General features: G+C 72.4%; 15 protein-coding genes and 1 pseudogene. 10 read left to right on the forward strand and 6 right to left on the reverse strand.

Features of this window, described 5'->3' with window-relative positions; genetic code table 11:
- The first annotated feature begins 115 nt into the window (after positions 1 to 115).
- The 3 genes from ACZ7LS_RS11255 to ACZ7LS_RS11265 are packed head-to-tail and all read left to right on the forward strand — an operon-like array spanning position 116 to position 4,053.
- Positions 116 to 1,177 carry a DUF1611 domain-containing protein gene (locus ACZ7LS_RS11255; RefSeq protein ID WP_382522988.1) on the forward strand — a complete coding sequence of 354 codons (1,062 nt, stop codon included), beginning with the start codon at positions 116 to 118 and terminating at the stop codon, positions 1,175 to 1,177.
- Between the two features lie 18 nt (positions 1,178 to 1,195).
- A complete protein-coding gene (locus ACZ7LS_RS11260) occupies positions 1,196 to 2,275 on the forward strand; it encodes a hypothetical protein (RefSeq protein WP_382522985.1) in 1,080 nt (359 codons plus the stop codon).
- A complete protein-coding gene (locus tag ACZ7LS_RS11265; RefSeq protein WP_382522982.1) occupies positions 2,272 to 4,053 on the forward strand; it encodes an ABC transporter ATP-binding protein in 1,782 nt (593 codons plus the stop codon). Before ACZ7LS_RS11260 ends, ACZ7LS_RS11265 begins: the two co-directional genes overlap by 4 nt.
- A gap of 331 nt (positions 4,054 to 4,384) precedes the next feature.
- On the opposite strand, the gene ACZ7LS_RS11270 is transcribed toward ACZ7LS_RS11265, so the two are convergent.
- Both ACZ7LS_RS11270 and ACZ7LS_RS11275 read right to left on the reverse strand, forming a co-directional pair.
- Positions 4,385 to 6,040, reverse strand: a complete 1,656-nt coding sequence (locus ACZ7LS_RS11270; RefSeq protein ID WP_385129343.1) for a thiamine pyrophosphate-binding protein — start codon at positions 6,038 to 6,040, stop codon at positions 4,385 to 4,387.
- A complete protein-coding gene (locus ACZ7LS_RS11275) occupies positions 6,037 to 6,363 on the reverse strand; it encodes an AMP-binding protein (RefSeq protein WP_385129447.1) in 327 nt (108 codons plus the stop codon). Before ACZ7LS_RS11275 ends, ACZ7LS_RS11270 begins: the two co-directional genes overlap by 4 nt.
- Before the next feature lie 545 nt (positions 6,364 to 6,908).
- On the opposite strand from ACZ7LS_RS11275, the gene ACZ7LS_RS11280 reads away from it, so the two are divergent.
- Positions 6,909 to 7,448, forward strand: a complete 540-nt coding sequence (locus tag ACZ7LS_RS11280; protein ID WP_382522976.1) for a GNAT family N-acetyltransferase — start codon at positions 6,909 to 6,911, stop codon at positions 7,446 to 7,448.
- A gap of 43 nt (positions 7,449 to 7,491) precedes the next feature.
- Here ACZ7LS_RS11280 and ACZ7LS_RS11285 read toward each other — a convergent pair.
- Positions 7,492 to 7,593 (reverse strand): annotated as a pseudogene (locus ACZ7LS_RS11285) (integrase); the annotation flags it as partial.
- 208 nt (positions 7,594 to 7,801) lie between these two features.
- Between ACZ7LS_RS11285 and ACZ7LS_RS11290 the strand changes: the two are divergent.
- Complete coding sequence (locus ACZ7LS_RS11290) at positions 7,802 to 9,616, forward strand: gamma-glutamyltransferase family protein (RefSeq protein WP_385129345.1); 1,815 nt, start codon at positions 7,802 to 7,804, stop codon at positions 9,614 to 9,616.
- A 127-nt stretch (positions 9,617 to 9,743) separates the two neighbouring features.
- Positions 9,744 to 10,604, forward strand: a complete 861-nt coding sequence (locus ACZ7LS_RS11295) for an inositol monophosphatase family protein (RefSeq protein ID WP_382522971.1) — start codon at positions 9,744 to 9,746, stop codon at positions 10,602 to 10,604.
- Between the two features lie 130 nt (positions 10,605 to 10,734).
- Here the strand turns inward: ACZ7LS_RS11295 and ACZ7LS_RS11300 are convergent, their stop codons facing one another.
- Positions 10,735 to 11,664 carry a nucleotidyltransferase domain-containing protein gene (locus tag ACZ7LS_RS11300; RefSeq protein ID WP_385129347.1) on the reverse strand — a complete coding sequence of 310 codons (930 nt, stop codon included), beginning with the start codon at positions 11,662 to 11,664 and terminating at the stop codon, positions 10,735 to 10,737.
- Between the two features lie 86 nt (positions 11,665 to 11,750).
- Here ACZ7LS_RS11300 and ACZ7LS_RS11305 point away from each other — a divergent pair, with 86 nt between their 5' ends.
- The 4 genes from ACZ7LS_RS11305 to ACZ7LS_RS11320 all read left to right on the forward strand — a co-directional run bounded on the left by ACZ7LS_RS11305 (position 11,751) and on the right by ACZ7LS_RS11320 (position 16,198).
- Positions 11,751 to 13,166, forward strand: coding sequence for a phytoene desaturase family protein (locus ACZ7LS_RS11305; protein WP_385129349.1), 1,416 nt, complete (start codon positions 11,751 to 11,753; stop codon positions 13,164 to 13,166).
- 154 nt (positions 13,167 to 13,320) lie between these two features.
- Positions 13,321 to 13,947, forward strand: a complete 627-nt coding sequence (locus ACZ7LS_RS11310; protein ID WP_382522964.1) for a macro domain-containing protein — start codon at positions 13,321 to 13,323, stop codon at positions 13,945 to 13,947.
- 65 nt (positions 13,948 to 14,012) lie between these two features.
- The gene (locus tag ACZ7LS_RS11315; protein WP_385129351.1) at positions 14,013 to 15,572 is read left to right on the forward strand and encodes an AlkA N-terminal domain-containing protein; all 1,560 of its coding nucleotides are present in this window, start codon (positions 14,013 to 14,015) and stop codon (positions 15,570 to 15,572) included.
- Positions 15,573 to 15,655: 83 nt separating this feature from the next.
- Positions 15,656 to 16,198, forward strand: a complete 543-nt coding sequence (locus tag ACZ7LS_RS11320; RefSeq protein ID WP_382522959.1) for a methylated-DNA--[protein]-cysteine S-methyltransferase — start codon at positions 15,656 to 15,658, stop codon at positions 16,196 to 16,198.
- Between the two features lie 26 nt (positions 16,199 to 16,224).
- On the opposite strand, the gene ACZ7LS_RS11325 is transcribed toward ACZ7LS_RS11320, so the two are convergent.
- The gene (locus ACZ7LS_RS11325; protein WP_382522957.1) at positions 16,225 to 16,947 is read right to left on the reverse strand and encodes an SIR2 family NAD-dependent protein deacylase; all 723 of its coding nucleotides are present in this window, start codon (positions 16,945 to 16,947) and stop codon (positions 16,225 to 16,227) included.
- 138 nt (positions 16,948 to 17,085) lie between these two features.
- Entirely contained in the window at positions 17,086 to 18,357 is a 1,272-nt protein-coding gene (locus ACZ7LS_RS11330) for a hypothetical protein (protein ID WP_385129353.1), read from the reverse strand.
- Positions 18,358 to 18,368 lie beyond the last annotated feature (11 nt).

The following is an 18,368-nucleotide window of genomic DNA, read 5'->3' on the forward strand; positions in this document are numbered from 1 at the left end:
CCGCCACAATGCGGTCTCTCCCGGGAGCACGGAACATGGGATGAGCGAATCGAATGGACGACACCCGTTCGGGCGCCGGCACGGGCCCGATCCGCACCGGATGTAGGGATCTGTGATGAAAGACTTCGCTGGGGCCAAGTGGGGCTATGTGACGCGCAGAATCGACGACAGGGACGCGACCGCGCCCGGTGGGTCGGTTCGCGAACCGCAGCTCGGGGACCTCGTGGTCGCCACCGTGGTCCACCTGGGCGAGCTCGACCATCTGGAGGATGTCCATGGCCGGCGCGTCCGTCTCTACTCGGGCGACATCGTGGTGGGTGCATACGGCAACCGGTACGCCACGGACTTCTACGAGGGGTACCTGCCGACCGGGCCCCAGGTTCATCTGCTGACGGCGGGCGGCCTCGTGGGAACGGTCGCCTCGGCGCATACGCGACGGCTGCCACCAACCGAGTTGAGGGTGATCGGCACGCTGAACGACCGGGCCGGGAAGCCACTGTCGCTGGAACACTACGCGCGGACGCCGTCGCCGCACACGGCCCCGGAGTGGGGCACTCTGGTCGTGCTCGGCTCGTCGATGAACGCGGGGAAGACCACGACCGCGTCGGCCATGGTGAGCGGCTGGACGCGAGCCGGACTGGCCGCCGGTGCGGGCAAGGTCACCGGTTCCGGCAGCGGCAAGGATCGCTGGACGTACATCGACGCGGGGGCCAGCACCGTAGCCGAATTCCTCGACTTCGGCATGTCGTCCACGTTCGGTTACCCGGTCGAGCGGCTGCGGACCACGATGGTCGCCATCCGCGACGCCCTGGTCGACGACGGTGCGGACGCGGTCGTCCTGGAGATCGCCGACGGACTGCTGCAGTCCGAGACACGGGCGCTCGCCGAACGCCTGCCCGGGTTCGCCCACGGTGTCGTACTGGCGGCGGCCAACGCGCTCGACGCGGTGGCCGGGGTGACCATCCTGCGGGGACTGGGGGTCCCGGTCCGCATGGTGAGCGGCCTGGTCACCGCCAGCCCCCTTGCCTCTCAGGAGGCACACGCGGCCACGGGACTGCCGGTCCTGTCCCCGCCACAGCTGGCGAACGGCGCGGCCGTGGACCTGGTGCGCGCACCGGTCCGGCAGACCGATGCCACGGCGGGACCCTTCACCGGCGCCGCTGCCGTCCGGGGATGACGCCCAGTGATCCCGGCGATGGTCTACATACCTGACGGACGTCCCTGGCCCGGCCAACTGCGTGAAGCCGCCCTTGACGTCCTTGAGCTGCGGCCGACCGAAGTGGTGCTGCCCGAGGCCACGATCCGTGACGAGCGCGGCGGGCCGCTGTTCAGCGGCTCCACGCTGATGTTCGACCCCGCCGCCGGTGGCGGCCCCCTGGCCGACGCCGTCGCGGACCGGCAGGCCCGTGCGTTCGGCGTGACCAACACGGCCTTCCACGTCCAGCGTGCCCTGCGGTTCGCTTCAGCCCTGCTCGGCCGCCCTCTCCCTCACCTGCTGGTCAGAATCGGGATGCACGACCAGCCCCGCCGCTGGCGCGGAGGGCATTACCGGCTTCCCAGGGCGTCAGTCACGGACGAGCCCGCCACACTCAGCTGTGCGGGCGAGGTCCACCTGGGGGGCGGCGCCGGATTCGTGCCGACGCCGAGTGACAGCCGGTATTTCCACGCCCCCGCGCACAACGCCGCGATCATCTGTCACGAGGTCGGCCATCATCTGTGCCGTCATACCGCGGACTTCCGGCTCAACCGGCTGCGTCCCCCGGCGCAGCAGACCAATCTGAAGGTCGCCCTGGACGAGGGCACCGCGGATGTCCTCACGGCCATCCTGCTGGGCACCCCGGACATCTACGGCTGGCACCGCGGGACCATCGCCGAGTGGGACCAGCGGCGCCGCAAACTCCAGCCCCGGTGGACAATGGCGCACTTCGTGGGCGGGCGGGACCAGGACCCGCACGCCGACGGAACCGTGTGGGCATCGGCATGCTGGTCCGCTCGTGAGCGGGTCGTCGCCACAGGCGGAGACGCGGCGCGCTTCGACGCGGCGCTGCTGCGCGGCATGGATTCGGCCGGGGCCGATGCCGCCCCGCCGACCAAGGACGCCTTGAACGAACGCCGCCAGTTCTCCCGGCTGTTGTCCGCGATCACGCGTGCCGACCCCGGACTCGCTCCGGCGGTGCTGACCGCCATGGCCGAGCACGGCATCCGCCCCGGCGCGAGCAACACAGCCCTCAAGGAAGCCGCCCGCGCCGACCTGGTCGGGGAGGTGAGCAGATGAGGTCCCGCCGAGACGACGTGGGAATGCTGCGACACCTGTGGCGATTCCGTTCCTACGGCCGCCCGCACCTGCGCACGCTCACGCTCGGCGTGGGACTGCGCATCGCGGAACTGATCGCCGACCTCGCGGCACCCTGGCCGCTGGCGCTCGTCATCGACAACGTACTCAGGGGCAAGACCAGTGGCCCACTGGCCTGGCTCACGGGCATCGTGGGCTCGTCCCCGCTGGCCATGCTCAGCGTGGCCGCCGGCGCACTGCTGCTGATCACTCTCGCCTCGGGGACGTTCGACTACCTCGGTGACCGCGTGATGAACAGCGCCGGAGAGCAGATCACCGCGGAGATCCGCACGGACGTCTTCGCCCATATGCAACGGCTCCCGATGAGCTACCACGACCGGCAGGCCGTCGGGGAACTGACCAGCCGCATCGCGATTGACACCAGCCGCATCCAGGACGCTCTCGTCGACCTGTTCTCCACACTTCTGCCCGGACTGCTGGCCCTCTCGGGCTACGCCACCGTCATCCTCTTCGTCGACTGGCGCCTGGGGCTGATCGCGATCGCGGGCGCCCCGCTGATATTCCTCACGGCCGCCCGCTACACCCGGTTGACCCGCCAGACGGAACGGCGGCAGCGCGCCGCCGAAGGACACCTCGCCACCTTCGTCACCGAATCGCTTCAAGGCATCCGTACCATCCACGCCTTCGGCCGCCAGGACCTGCACGACGCACATTTCGCCACCAGCAACAGCACCACCCTCAACGCCGGCCTGCGCAGCGTCGAACTGCGGGCCCGGTTCACTCCCCTGCTCGAAGCCGCCGCCGCGGTGGCCACCGCGGCACTGCTGTGGGCGGGCGGCCTCGGTGTCGTGAACCACTGGTGGAGCGTCGGGCTGCTGGTCGTGGTGACCAGCTACCTCAAAGACATGATCAAGCCCATGCGATCGATGTCCCGCCTGTCGATCACCTTCCCCCAGGGCGCGGCCTCCGCGGAACGCGTCGCCGCCATCCTCGACCAGCCACCCCCGCCCCCGGCCCCACCGCGGCGGCTGCCCGACCGCGCCACCGGCCGGATCGACCTGCGCGACATCACACTCGACTACGGCCGCGGCCCCGTCCTGCACCACTTCGACCTCACCGTCCACCCCGGCGAACACCTCGCGCTGCTCGGACCGAACGGCTCCGGTAAATCCACCGTGCTCTCCCTCATCGCCGGGCTCTACGCGCCCACCCGTGGCCGCCTGCTCCTCGACGGACTCCCCCTCGCCGACATCCCCGCCATCTGGCTGCACCGCCAGATCGCGGTCGTCCTGCAGGACACGTTCCTGTTCTCGGGCACCATCGCCGACAACATCCGCTACGCGCGCCCCGACGCGGGCCCGCACGAGGTCGCCCGGGCGGCGGAGGCGGCCCTGGTCACCGAGTTCACCGCACACCTGCCCGATGGCCTGGGCACCCGGCTCGCCGACCGAGGCGCCGGACTCTCCGGCGGCCAGCGCCAACGCGTCGGCATCGCCCGCGCCCTCCTTGCCGACGCCCCCGTTGTGCTGCTCGACGAACCCACCACGGGGCTGGACAACGCCGCCGAAGAACTCGTCGTCCGCGCGCTCGGCCGCCTGGTCGAGAGTCGAACAGCGGTCATGACCACCCATCGGCCGGCCCTCACCCGCCTCGCCACCCGCACCATCCATCTCCACGACGGCACCCCGCGCACGGGCGACGGTCCGGCCTCGGCGCCGGCCCGGCGGGAGGCCGCGCGGGCGACCCGGCGGGCCGCCTGACGGGTCCGGTCCCGCCCGTACGAGGTCGCGCTGGAGGCCGGCCTCCAGCGGTGGTCCCGGGGCTTGGAAGGGGCGTGGGGCGATCGATACCTCGGCGTGCGACCGCTCCGGCGCCCGCGCGGCCCGGCGCGGTACCGCGGCCCAGGCCGGTTGGGCCTCCCTGGCCGCGGCCAGGGAGGCCAGGACGTCGGCCCCGTCGGCCCCGCCGACCGTCGCCAGGACCCGGCCGGTGGCCTTCTCGGTCACCTCGGCCGTGCCGCCGGACAGAGCGCGCCGGACACGGGGGCCGGGGGCGGCGGTGTGTCCACCGCGGTCGTCCCCGGCCGTGCGCTCATGGCTTTCTCCGTTCCCCGCCGTGGCCGGTGATCGGTACGTCGATCAGCGTCGGCCCGGTCGCCACGGCGGCCTTCGCCACGGCGTCCGCCAACTGGTCCGTGTCGCGCACCCGTACCGACTCGACACCGAAGAACTCCGCGGCCTTGGTGAAGTCCAGGCCGGGCGCCGCGAGGTCCAGCCCGACGTAGTGGCCGGAGCGGGTCGACCGGCTCTGCCGGCCGTCCAGGGTGTCCTTCAGGGTGCGGTACTCCCCGTTGTTCATCACCACGAACGTCGCGGGCACGCGATGGCGCGCGGCCGTCCACAGCCCCTGAAGGCCGAACATCGTGCAGCCGTCGCCGAGCACCGCGACCACCGGCCGGTCCGGCTGCCCGAGTTGGTGCCCGATTGCCGCGCCCAGGCCCCAGCCCAGGCCTCCGCCGACGGTGTGCACCAGGGAACCCGGCCGGTCCAGCGCCAGCAGGCGGCGCAGCTGCACGCCGCTGGTGATGGCCTCCTCGACCACCACGGCGTCTTCCGGGAGCCCGGCGGTGACCGCGTGGACGGCGGCGAGCGGGTCCAGGGGCGCGGAGCCGTACCCCGCCCGGGCTACGGCGTCGATCTCGGCGCGTCGCCCCGCGGAGGCCCGCGCTCCGGCGGCGAGCCGGCCGGCGGCCGCGGGCACCCGGCCGGCCAGGCGCCGGCCCAGCTCGCCCAGTGTCACTGCCAGCCCGCCGTGCAGCCCGAGGGCAACGGGGAAGTTACGGCCCAACTCGGCCGGGTCGGTGTCGAGTTGTATGACCGTGGTGCCGTCCGGTATGGCCGGGCCCGGAGTGTAGTGGTGTGCCATGAACGCGTGCGTACCCACGATGAACACCAGGTCGTGCCCGGCCAGCGCGGTGCGGATGGCCTCGTTGGTCGGCGCGAGCATGCCCGCGTACAGCGGGTGCGTCATGGGGAAGTCAACCCGGTCGTGCATCGGCTGGTGGTACACGGTGGCGCCCGACGCCTCCGCGACCGCGACCAGTTCGGCCATCGCGCCGTCCCGGCCCACACCGTCGCCGGCGACGATCGCCGGCCGGTCCGCGCCGGCCAGCAGGGCGGCCGCGGCGTCCAGTTCGGTCGCCGCGCCCAGCGGCGCGACCGTCGAGCGGGTCGGCACCGGGATGTCGGTGTCCTCGTCGAGCAGGTCCATCGGGATGGACAGGAACACCGGCCCTGCCGGCGGCCGGCGGGCAAGCGCGAACGCCCGGCGCAGCAGGACGGGCAGATCGTGCGCGTGCTGGACGTCGAAGGCGTGCTTGACCGCAGGCCTGGCGATCCCGACCAGGTCGCCGGAGAGCAGTGGGTCCGAGACCAGGTGTCCGCGGTGCTGCTGGCCCGCGGTGACGACCAGGGGGGTGCGAGACCGGGACGCGTTGAGCAGCCCGATCAGACCGTTGGCCAGGCCGGCGGCGATGTGCAGGCTGACGAACGCGGGCCGGCCGGTGGCACGGGCGTAGCCGTCGGCCATCGCCACGACCGGGCCCTCGTGCACCCCGAGGACGAAGTCGATGTCGGAGGCCGTGGCCAGCGCGTCGGTGAACGGCAGCTCGCTGGTCCCCGGGTTGCCGAAGACCGTGTCCACCTTCTCGTCCCGCATGATGTGCAGGAGCGCGTCGACGGGCCTCATACGCGCACCGCCTCCGGTCCGCCGGCGAACCGGCGCACCTTGTCCGTAGACCGGGGGTTGACCGGTACGCCGACCCCGGCGGCCCGGACGGCCGCGAGGTAGCTCTCCACCGCCTCCACGCGGTTGTCCAGCCAGAGCGCGACCCGCTCGCCGCGCGCCGGCCCGAGATCCGCGAGGTGTCCGGCCAACCGGGCGGTTCGTGCCCCGAGTCGGCCGTAGGAAAGCGCGGTTCGCCCATCGGAGTAGGCGAGTTTGTTCCCGTTTACCTCGGCGTGGTCCCGCAGTAACTCGGCAACCGGCCGGATCAGCTCAGCGCGTGAAATTGCGTGCTCCCCAAGTCAGCGAACGGGGCGTTGAGCCTACAGCGGGATTCGAAAGGATATCCAGTAGCGCTTGGTCAGGCAGATCGTTGGGTTGGGTGTTTTTGTGTCGTTGAGTGCATGTGGCTCCGGACAAGACTGCTGTGGTGCGTGCTGAGTTGGGTGGTGTGTTCGCCCGAGTTCACGGTCGACGCTGTGGCCTTGTACTACTCGGCTGAACCAGTCCAGCCACTCCGGGCTTTCGCGCTCGTTGCCCCGGCGAGCACGTCCCGTCCGTGCCTGATCGAATGCGGCGCGGTTCGCGTGTTGCCGCAGCGGGTCTCGCACTCGGCTCCACTGGAGCACCTGTCGACCGTCTCCGTTGTCGCGCGCCGGATCGAGGAGTGCGAAGTGGAGACGGCACCCTGGCCAGTGCTCTGGCCGGGAAGGTTCACCGGGGCAGCTTCGTCGGTCTTGGAGCCGGCCTCGCATTCTCCTTACTGAGCGGCGGTAGCTGTCTCCGAGGAAATGGATTGCCTTGGGGACAGCGCTCACGTTGGCTGGGCAGCATGGCTGAACTGCGTACCGATCGCCTCGTGCTCCGTCGATGGCAGGATTCCGACCTTGAACCGTGGGCGGCGATGAATGCTGATTCCGAGGTTCGGGAGCACTTGGGCGACTTGCTCACCCGTGAACAGAGCGATGCCTCCGTGGCGCGGTTCCAGGCCGAGTTCGACCAGCGAGGCTATGGATGGTGGGCAGTTGAATTGCAGGCCACGGGCGAGTTCATCGGCTTCGCGGGCTTGGACCAGGTGGATGATGGCATGCCTTTCACGGGGGTGGAGATCGGTTGGAGGCTCGCTCGCTCGGCCTGGGGCCAGGGTTACGCCACCGAGGCAGCCTTGGCTGGTCTGGCCTTCGGCTTCGCATCCCTTGCACTTCCCGAGATCCTTGCAGTGACGACTGCTACCAATCTCCGTTCCCAAGCAGTGATGCGCCGGATCGGCATGAACCGAGACCCGGCTGACGATTTCGATGACCCGGCCGAGCCCGAAGGGCCACTGCGTCCGAACGTGCTGTACCGGATCGCGCGTGGTGTGAGGAGCTGACACTCTCGGCTCGGTCGCTTGGCCAGGCCGCGGCGGGAAGCGGGCGTCCGTCCCAGCGAATGCCGTTCTCGATGCGGATGCGGATGCGGGCGCGTTCGCGACGTAGCGCCGCGAGGACGTCGGGGTGGCGGGCGTTGGCGTTGCGCCGCATCTCTCGTGCCGGAGGCAGGGCAGTCGGTCGTAATCCTCGACAAGTGGCGGGGAAGGAAGAAGGGGCGTAGGGCGATCGATAGCCTGCTGGGGGTGTGGGTGAGGGAGGGGACTGGTCTACACTCCCCAACTTCTCCCCAGCACCGGTCCTGAGTACCGACCCGCCTGGGCCGATGGGCGGAAACCCCTAGGTGAGAGGCCATATGTTCACTACCCGTCCCACCCTCCAGGGCACCTTCGGCATGGTCTCCTCCACCCACTGGCTCGCCTCGCAGTCCGCGATGGCCGTCCTGGAGGACGGCGGCAACGCCTACGACGCCGCCGTCGCCGCCGGCTTCGTCCTGCATGTCGTCGAACCCCATCTCAACGGACCCGGCGGTGAGGTGCCGATCATCCTCGCGCCCGCCGGCGGCGAGGTGCAGGTCCTCTGCGGCCAGGGCCCCGCACCCGCGGGCGCGACCATCGGCCACTACCGCGCACTCGGGCTCGAACTCGTCCCCGGCACCGGGCCGCTGGCCGCCGCCGTACCGGGTGCCTTCGACGCCTGGATGCTGCTGCTGCGCGACCACGGCACCAAGTCCCTGGCCCAGGTGCTGCGTTACGCCATCGGCTACGCGGAGGACGGCCATGCCCCCGTCGAACGCGTCGGCGAGACCGTCGAGAGCGTCCGTGAACTCTTCGAGACGGAGTGGACCTCGTCCGCGGACGTCTATCTTCCCGGCGGGAAGGCACCCGCGCCCGGTGAGCTGTTCCGCAACCCCGCGCTCGCCGCCACCTGGCGCCGGCTGACAGCGGAGGCCGAGGAGGCCGGCGGCGCGGACCGGGTGGCCCAGATCGAGGCCGCCAGAGCGGTCTGGCGTACAGGCTTCATCGCGGAGGCGCTGGTCGCGCACTCCGCCCGCCCCACCATGGACACCAGCGGCGACCGCCACACCGGCACCCTCACCGCCGCCGACCTGGCGGGCTGGTCGGCGACGTACGAAGCACCCGCCACCTACGACTGGAACGGCTGGACCCTGTGCAAGGCGGGCGGCTGGAGCCAGGGGCCCGCCTTCCTCCAGCAGCTCGCCCTGCTGCCCTCCCGCGCGGCCGAACTGCCCCGTTACGGCTCGGCCGAGTACGTCCATCTCCTGATCGAGGGCTGCAAGCTCGCCATGGCGGACCGGGAGGCCTGGTACGGCGACGCCGCCGCCGAGGGCACCCCGCTCGCCGCGCTGCTGTCGGAGCCGTACAACACCGCGCGCCGCGCCCTCATCGGCGAGCGCGCCTCGTACGAGCTGCGCCCCGGCAGCCCCGAGGGGCGCGCGCCCGCGCTCAGCGGCCACGCCACCGCGGTCGCCGCGGGCGAGCCCGGCTTCGACGCGCTCGGGGTCCCCGGCGCGGGGGAGCCGACCGTGGCCAAGGACGGCGCCACCCGGGGCGACACCTGCCACCTCGACATCGTCGACCGCTGGGGCAACATGATCGCCGCCACTCCCAGCGGCGGCTGGCTCCAGTCCAACCCGGTCGTGCCCGAGCTGGGCTTCCCGCTGGGTACGCGGCTCCAGATGGCCTGGCTCGACCAGGGTCTGCCGAACTCACTGACCCCGGGCCGCAGGCCCCGTACCACCCTGACCCCGTCCCTCGCGCTGCGCGACGGCGTGCCGGTGCTGGCCTTCGGTACGCCGGGCGGCGACCAGCAGGACCAGTGGCAGCTCCACTTCTTCCTGGCACTCGCCCTGCGGCCGTCCGTACGGGGCGGACTCGATCTCCAGGGCGCCATCGACGCGCCCAACTGGCACAACGACAGCTTCCCCGGATCCTTCTACCCGCGCGGAATGCGCCCCGGCAGCGTGACCGTGGAGTCCCGGATGCACCCGGAGGTCATCGGGGAACTGCGCCGCCGGGGCCACGAGGTCACCGTCGGCGATCCCTGGTCGGAGGGGCGGCTCTGCGCGGTCGCCAGGGACCCGGAGACCGGCATCCTCTCGGCCGCGGCCAACCCCCGCGGCATGCAGGGGTACGCCGTCGGCCGCTGAACGTCGCCCGGCGGACGGCCGCGACCGGCCCGGTCGCCTCCGTGACCGTCTCCGGTCCCCGGGCGGCCGCCGTCCCGTCATCCGGCCCGGCACGCGCCCGGCCCCCCGGGCGTGGTTGGCTGGGGGCATGATCGATGACTCTGTGTTCGGAACGGTTCCCCTCCCGGGGGCGGCCCGCGGCCCCCGTGTGTCCGCCGTCGAGGAGGCGCTACGGGCAGCCGCCGCCGCGGAGATCATGCCGCGCTTCCGTCAGCTCGCCGCGCACGAGATCGTCGAGAAGCACGGCCCGCACGATCTGGTGACCGTCGCGGACCGGGGCGCGGAGGAACATCTCACCGCCGCCCTCACGGCCCTGCTGCCGGGCTCCGTCGTGGTCGGTGAGGAGGCGGTGCACGCGGACCCGGCGCTGTACGAGGCGCTGAGCGGCGACGCGCCCGTATGGATCGTCGACCCGGTCGACGGCACCCGCCCGTTCGTCCGTGGCGAGCGGGGCTTCTGCACGCTCGTCGCCCTCGCGCAAGGCGGCGAGGTGCTGGCGTCCTGGACGTACGCGGCGGCGCTGGACGAGATGGCGATCGCCGTACGCGGCCGGGGCGCCACCCTCGACGGCGTCCCGCTGCACTCCGGAGCGCCCGCGCCCGGCGCGGTGCTCCATGTCGCGATGTCCCACCCCGACTACACCACCGACGAACAGAAGCACGCACTTCTGGGGCTGCGCACCGAGGGCGTCGAAGCCCGCCCGTGCGGCTCCGCGGGGCTCGAATACCTGGCCGTGGCGCGGGGCGCGCTCGACGCGGTGGCCTTCAACTGGGAGCTGGCCTGGGACCACGCGGCGGGCCTCCTGCTGGTCGAGGAGGCGGGCGGCACCCAGCTGACACTCACGGGTGAGCGGTTCCGTATCACGGGCGGCAACGCGCTGCCCTTCACGGCGGCCAGGGACACGGAGACGGCCGAGCGGGTACGGGAACGGCTGCTCGCCGGAGGCTGACCGTCGTCACGTCCGTACGTGGTCACCACGCCCGCAGGTGGCCGTGCCCCGTACGTAGGTGGTCGTGCCCCGTACGTAGGTGGCCGGGCCCCGTACACCGTCGTCACGCCCTGGTCACGCCCGTACGTCGTCAGGCGCCGTCGTCCAGCACCGCGCGTACGTCCCGTACCAGCGCGCCCGCCGCCTCCACCGCCGGCGCGTCCAGCCCCTGGAGCGCCGCCGCGACCCGGTGCGCGAAGTCCGGCGGCGTGTCCGGCAGCGCGGCGGCTGCCGCGAGCGCGCCCTTCTCGTTGAGGCACCAGACCCGGTGATGGGCGAGGAGGGCCTGTACGAGGACGCCGAAGGCCCGGGACAGGCACAGCGACACGTACAGCGCGTCGCCCGCGATCCCCTCCGCGCCCGCGATCCCCTCCGCGCCCCCGCCCCCGTCCGCGCCCCCGCCCCCGGATCCGTGCGCGGCGCCGGCTCCAGCTCCGGCCCGCGCCCCCGCCCGCGCCCCCGTCCCTTCGGAGCCCGCCGCCTTGCGGGCCGCCGCCACCGAGAAGTCCGCCTCCCAGACCGCCCCGGTGAGCGCGGTCCGCAGCGGCCCCGGATAGTCGCGCGCCACCGCCCGCAGCGCCGTCAACTCGCCGTCCGTGTCCGCCAGTACGCGGCAGAGCGCGACCTCCCCGGCGTACGCGGGCGACCAGAAACCGAGCGGATGGCCCGGCTGCGTGCCGATCTCGAACCGGCCTTCCCGGCACTCCGCCCAGACGCGTTCCACCCGGTCCAGATCCCGCAGGATCCAGTCCACCGCGACCCCGTCGACAGAGAGCCAGGCGCCGCCGTTCACCCACGGACCCCAGCCGCCGGGGCCCGCGACCTCCACCGGGGAGCCGGTCACCTCGGCTGCCAGCGCCGCGAGCGCGGTGACGTCCGGCTCGCCGCGGTAGTAGACGCCCAGGTCCCAGTCGGAGTCGGGGCGGTGCGTGCCCCGGGCGCGGCTGCCGCCGAGGGCCACGGCGCGTACGCCGCGTACGGACATCAGGCGCGTCGCCATCGTTTCGATCGTCGCGTTCATCGTCGCGGACAGTACCGGGGTTCGGGCTGTCAGTGCCCGGGAATATCCTGGGGCTCCTTGCCATCGGCTGACAAAGGAGTCCGAAGGTGACCTCGATGCTCGATGCCGTCGTCGTGGGGGCGGGCCCCAATGGGCTGACCGCCGCGGTCGAGCTGGCCAGGCGTGGATTCTCCGTGGCCGTGTTCGAGGCCAAGGACACCGTGGGGGGCGGCGCCAGGACGGAAGAGCTGACGCTCCCCGGATTCCGCCACGACCCCTGCTCCGCCGTCCATCCGCTGGGCGCGGGGTCGCCCGTCTTCAAGACGATGCCGCTCGCCCGGTACGGCCTGGACTGGCTCCACCCCGAGCTGCCGATGGCGCATCCCTTCGACGACGGGACGGCGGCCGTGCTGTCGCGCTCCGTCGCCGAGACGGCCGCGTCGTTCGGGCCGCGCGACGCGGGCGCCTACCGCCGGCTCGTCGCTCCGTACCTCGGCAAATGGGACAGTCTCGCGCGGGACTTCATGTCCCTGCCGTCGACCGCGCTGCCGCGCGACCCCATCACCCTCGCGCGGTTCGGTCTCACCGGCCTGCCGCCGTCCACCTGGCTGGCCCGCCGGTTCCGCGACGAGCGGGCGAAGGCCCTGTTCGCCGGGCTCGTCGCGCATGTCATCGCCCCGCTGAACGGGATCGCGACCGGCGCCGTCGGCCTCATCTTCGCGCTCGCCGCCCACGCGGGCGGCTGGCCGATGCCCCGGGGCGGTTCCCAGTCGATCTCGGACGCCCTCGCCGCGTACCTCCGCGATCTGGGGGGCGCGGTCCACACCGGATACGAGGTCAAGCGGCTGGACGATCTGCCGCCGGCCCGCGCCTATGTCTTCGACACCTCGCCGACGGCCCTGGCCAGGATCGCCGGCCTCGGCAGGGCCTACGACGGCTACCGGTACGGCGCGAGCGCCTTCAAGATCGACTACGCGCTGGACGGCCCGGTGCCCTGGACGGCCGAGGAGCCCCGACGGGCCGGCACGGTCCAGATCGGACCCACCAGCGGGGAGATCGGCACCGCGCTGCGCCAGGCCGCGGGCGGACAGGCGCCGCCGACTCCGTTCCTGATCACCGCGCAGCCCAGCCTCGTCGACCCGTCCCGCGCGCCCGAGGGCAAGCATGTCTTCTGGGCATACGGCCATGTCCCGAACGGCTGGCGGGGAGACCTCACGGAAGCGGTCGAGCGACAGCTGGAGCGCTTCGCGCCCGGCTTCCGTGACCGCGTCCTGGCCCGCGCCACCGCGGGCCCGCCCGAGCTGGCCGCCCGTAACGCCAACTATGTGGGCGGGGACATCGCGTGCGGTGCCGCCTCGGGGCTCCAGCTGCTGCTGCGCCCGAAGATCTCCCTCTTCCCGTACGCCACCCCGCACCCCGCGGTCTTCCTCTGCTCGTCCGCGACCCCGCCGGGGCCGGGGGTGCACGGGATGTCCGGGCACAACGCGGCGAAGGCGGTGTGGCGAAAGCTCCGCGCCGTCTGAGCCGGCCGCCGCGCCGACCCGGCGACTGCCGCGCCGACCGGTGGCCGTCGCGCCAACCCGGCCGTCGCACCACCCCGTGAGCTGGCGGCCCTCGTGCCGCCCCCCTGAGCCGCCGCTGAGCAGGACCCGAGCCGGGCCCGAGGAGGCCATGCGCATGACGAACCTGACTCTCGTCCTCGGAGACCTCGTCGAGCAGCACGCCGAGGCGCTCGTCAACCCCGCGAACTCCCAGCTGCTGGGCGGCAGCCCCGACAGTGTCGACGGCCAGATCCACGCCCGCGCCGGGCGGGCCCTCACCAAGGAGTGCCGTGAGCTGCGCGAAACCCGCTACGGCCGCGGGCTGGCCACCGGACAGTCCGCCGCCACCACCGCGGGCCGCCTCCAGGCCCTCTGGGTGATCCACACCGTGGGACCGCACTGGGACAGATACGACGACCGGTCGAGCCTGCTCGCCTCCTGCTACCGCACCTCGCTGGAGGTCGCGGCCGAGCTGGGCGCGCGCACGGTCGCGGTGCCCGCCGTCTCCACCGGCAACCACCGGTGGCCGCTGGACGACGCGGCCCGGATCGCCGTGCGCACGGTCAGGGAGACCCTCACGGCCTGGGAGACCACGGGGAAGGCGAGGGGGCAGGGGAAGGCGCAGGGGCAGAGGCAGGCGGAGGATCTGAGGAGGAGGGCGAGAGCGGCCGGAGCGCGAACCCTTGAGGAAGTACGGTTCGTGCTCTTCAACCAGCGGACGTACACGGCGTTCGAGACGGCGATGGCGGCCCTGGAAGGGTGAGTCCCCCGAAGGCTGATGTCGGATTCCTGCCAGCCGGGAGTCTTTGTGTCACGGATGCTGGAGGCATGTACACCGATACCGAGCGCTGTGTGCGGGCCGTGCGGTCCAAGGACGCGCGGTTCGACGGCTGGTTCTTCACCGCGGTCCTGACCACGGGGATCTACTGCCGGCCCAGCTGTCCCGTCGTACCGCCCAAGGCCGAGAACATGACCTTCTACCCCAGCGCCGCCGCCTGCCAGCAGGCCGGGTTCCGCGCCTGCAAGCGGTGCAGGCCCGACACCAGTCCCGGTTCGCCGGAGTGGAACGCCCGTGCCGACACCGTCGCCCGTGCCGTACGGCTCATCCAGGACGGTGTCGTCGACCGCGAGGGTGTCCCCGGACTGGCCGGGCGACTCGGCTACTCCGCGCGCCAGATCGAACGGCAGCTCCTCGCGGAACTGGGCGCGGGGCCGCTCGCCCTGGCCCGCGCCCAGCGCGCGCAGACCGCCAGGCTGCTGATCGAGACGACCGGCCTCCCCATGGCGGACATCGCCTTCGCGGCAGGCTTCTCCTCGATCCGGGCCTTCAACGACACCGTCCGCGAGGTGTTCGCGCTGTCGCCCAGCGAACTGCGCGCACGCGGCGCACGCGGCGCACGCGGCGCACGCGGCGCGAGCGCTACACGCGGCGCACGCGGTACGGAGCCGGCCGGTACGAGCGGGGCGCGCGGTGCGAGCGGTACGGAGCCGGTGACCACCCCCGGGGTGATCGCTCTGCGGCTGCCGTTCCGGGCGCCCCTCAACCCGGACAACCTCTTCGGCCATCTCGCCGCGACCGCGGTACCGGGCGTCGAGGAGTGGCGGGACGGCGCGTACCGCCGCACGCTCTCCCTGCCGTACGGACACGGCATCGTCGCCCTCAGCCCGCGCCCCGACCACATCGCGTGCCGGCTCTCGCTCACCGATCCGCGCGATCTCACGCTCGCCATCAGCAGCTGCCGCCGGATGCTCGACCTGGACGCCGACCCGGTCGCCGTGGACGAACAGCTGAGCGCCGACCCGCTGCTGACGCCCTTGGTCGACAAGGCACCGGGGCGGCGTGTGCCCCGTACCGTCGACGCCGCCGAGTTCGCCGTGCGCGCCGTGCTCGGCCAGCAGGTCTCCACCGCCGCGGCCCGCACCCACGCGGCCCGGCTGGTCACGGCGCACGGCGTGCCGGTCGACGACCCCGAGGGCGGGCTCACCCATCTCTTCCCGTCCCCGGAGGCGCTGGCCGCGCTCGACCCCGAGGCGCTGGCCCTGCCGCGCACCAGACGCACCACCCTCACCACGCTGGTCGCGGCCCTCGCCGACGGCTCGCTCCGGCTCGGCCCGGACAGCGACTGGGACCGGGCGCGGGAACAGCTCATCGCCCTGCCCGGATTCGGACCGTGGACGGTCGAGGTGATCGCCATGCGCGCGCTCGGCGACCCCGACGCGTTCCTGCCCACGGATCTCGGCATGCGCCGGGCCGCGGCGAGCCTCGGTCTCCCGTCGACACCCGCCGCGCTCACCGCACGCGCCGCCGCGTGGCGGCCCTGGCGGGCGTACGCCGTGCAGTATCTGTGGGCCACCGAGGACCACGCCATCAATCACCTTCCCGCATAAGGAAGTTCGCCATGACGGACATGACAGACGCAGCAGGTATGACGGACGCGGCGGGCATGACGGACACGACAGGCACGAGAACCATGACAGCAACGAAGGCCACGACACCGGACCGTGGACGGCACATCGTCCACACCGTGATCGACAGCCCCTACGGACCACTGACCCTCGTCGCCACCGACGGCGCGCTGAGCGGCCTCTACATGGTCGGCCAGCGGCATCGCCCGCCCGAGGAGACCTTCGGGGAGCCGGACCCGAGGCCCTTCCCCGAGGTGGTGCGCCAGCTCGGCGCGTACTTCGACGGCGAGCTGACCGAGTTCGATCTGCCCCTGCGGCTGAACGGCACGCCGTTCCAGCGCGAGGTCTGGGCCCAGCTCCAGCGGATCCCGTACGGCGAGACGCGTTCGTACGGCGAACTGGCCGAGTTCCTCGGCAAACCGGGCGCCTCGCGCGCGGTGGGACTGGCCAACGGCAAGAACCCGGTCGGCATCATCGTGCCCTGCCACCGGGTGATCGGCTCGACCGGCGGACTCACCGGCTACGGCGGCGGTCTGGACCGCAAGCAGCGGCTGCTGGTCTTCGAAGGAGCGGCGACCGAGGCCCCGGCCACCGCCACGCTCTTCTGACGACACCCCCCGGTCGCCCCTGCCGGTCAGCCGGGAAGGAACCTCTTCAGCAGCGCGGGCAACGCCGTACCGATCGGCTCGCGGATGATCTCGTCGGCCCGGTCGTCGTACGGCGTCGGCTCCGCGTTGACGATGATCAGCCGGGCTCCATGGTCGGCGGCGATCCCCGCGAGCGAGGCGGCGGGCTGCACCTGAAGGGTCGTACCGACCGCGAGGAACACCTCGCACGCCTTGGCGATCGCCATCGACTGGGCCAGCACCTCGGGGTCGAGCCGCTCGCCGAACATCACCGTCGCCGACTTGAGGATCCCGCCGCACTCCGGACAGCGCGGGTCCGGCTCACCCGCCGCCACCCGCTTGAGGGCCTCCTCCATCGAGGAGCGCGCATGGCACCTCGTACAGCTCACCGCGCGTGCCGTGCCGTGGAGTTCGAGGACCTTGCGGGCGGGAAGACCGGCCAGCTGATGGAGTCCGTCCACGTTCTGCGTGATCACCCGGACCGCCGTCCCCGCCCGTGCCAGCTCGGCCACCGCCCGGTGCGCGGCATTGGGCTCGGCGCGCAGTGTGGGGCTCTCGCTCCGCATCCGCCAGGAGCGGCGGCGGATCTCCGGGTCCGTCATATACGAGTCGTACGTGACGAGTTTCTCGGCGCCGGGATCGCGCCGCCACAGGCCGTTGGGTCCGCGGTAGTCGGGGATGCCGGAGTCCGTGGAGATCCCGGCGCCGCTGAGGATCGCGACGAGAGTCATGCGGCGAGGGTACGCAGCGACGCCGGGGGCCGCGAGCGGATTGCCCCGCCGGTCAGGGGAGCTGCACCGGCCCCGCGGCCGTCACCGGCTGCCCGGCCTCACCGGCGCGGTACGGGCGTCACCGGCGTGGTGCGGGCGTCACCGGCGCGGTACGGGCTTCACCGGCGGCGCCTGCGTCACGGGCGCGAAAGGGTTCGGGGTCAGACCCGTCCAGCGGTGCAGGACCGCGCGGCCGGTCTGCTGGGTGACGCCGTCGACCTGGACCGTACCGGCCTCGGCGACGTAATGGCGGCCACCGCCCAGCGAGATCAGCCCGTACTGTCCGGCCGACTCCCAGCCGTACACCCCGGACGCCGTGTCATGCAGTCCGCGCGGCAGGAGCGTCAGCAACTGCCCGCGCTCGGAGGGCCGCTGGCCCGGGACGGTGCCCGGTACGGGCCGCTTCGAGCCGTCGAGGACGAAGAGCGAGTAGTTCGGGAAGCCCGGCTTGGTGCCCTTGTACACGGCCATCAGCCAATTGCCGCTGTCCGCGTCGTACTCCAGGTTCTGCACGCCGTACGTGGTGTTCCCGGTGTACGCGAAGTACTTGCCGTCGGGGGAGGACGGGCCGCTCGTGTGCGGGGCGTCCTCCGTCAGTGGGCGCTCGTACTGCCTCCACCGCCGGACGTCGTACTGGAGCAGGACCTGATTGTCGTTGTCCTGGCGCCCGGTGTTCGCGTAGACCCCGTACGCGACGGTCAGTTTCGTACCGCCCTCGCGGTCGAAGGAGGGCCCGAACGCGACGCCGTCGATCCCACTGCACCCGTACCGGTGGTCGGGGGTGTTGGCGGTGTCGCCGTCGAATACGCCGTCGCCGTTCATGTCGGCCGTGTAGTCCTTCACGACCTCCTGGAGATGGACGGTGGAGACCACGTCGGTGGACGCGGCGTCCATGTTCATCCGGGTGATGCGGTCGCCGTCGAAGACCGCGATGTAGAACGCCTTCGCGGCCTTGTACTCCAGCGAGCCGTAGACCCGTCCGTCCTCCTCGTTGAAGTCCAGGTCACCGAGGTGTCCGGTGAAGCCGGTGACGGAACCGAGGGGCTTGCCGGCCAGGTCCGTCTTCACCAGGAGGTTGGTGAAGGAGAAGTACATACGGCCCTTGCGCCGGTCGACGGCCATGCCCTGGAGATGGCCCGAGCGCCACGTACCGCCGTCGATACGGTCGGGCAGTGCGGCGGGGCGGCCGGGCGGCGAGGCGGGCAGGGCGGGTCGCGCGGCGGGCCCGGCGGGTCGCGCGGTCTCGGAGGGGGACAGGGCCCACGCCGTGCCGACATTGGCACCGGCGACGACCCCCGACACGACGCCCCCCGACACGACGGCCACGGACATGAACAGGGCCGCGAACCGGCCGCGCGAGTGCCTTCGCATGATGCCTCCGA

It is taken from the genome of Streptomyces sp. NPDC039430 (assembly GCF_055639435.1).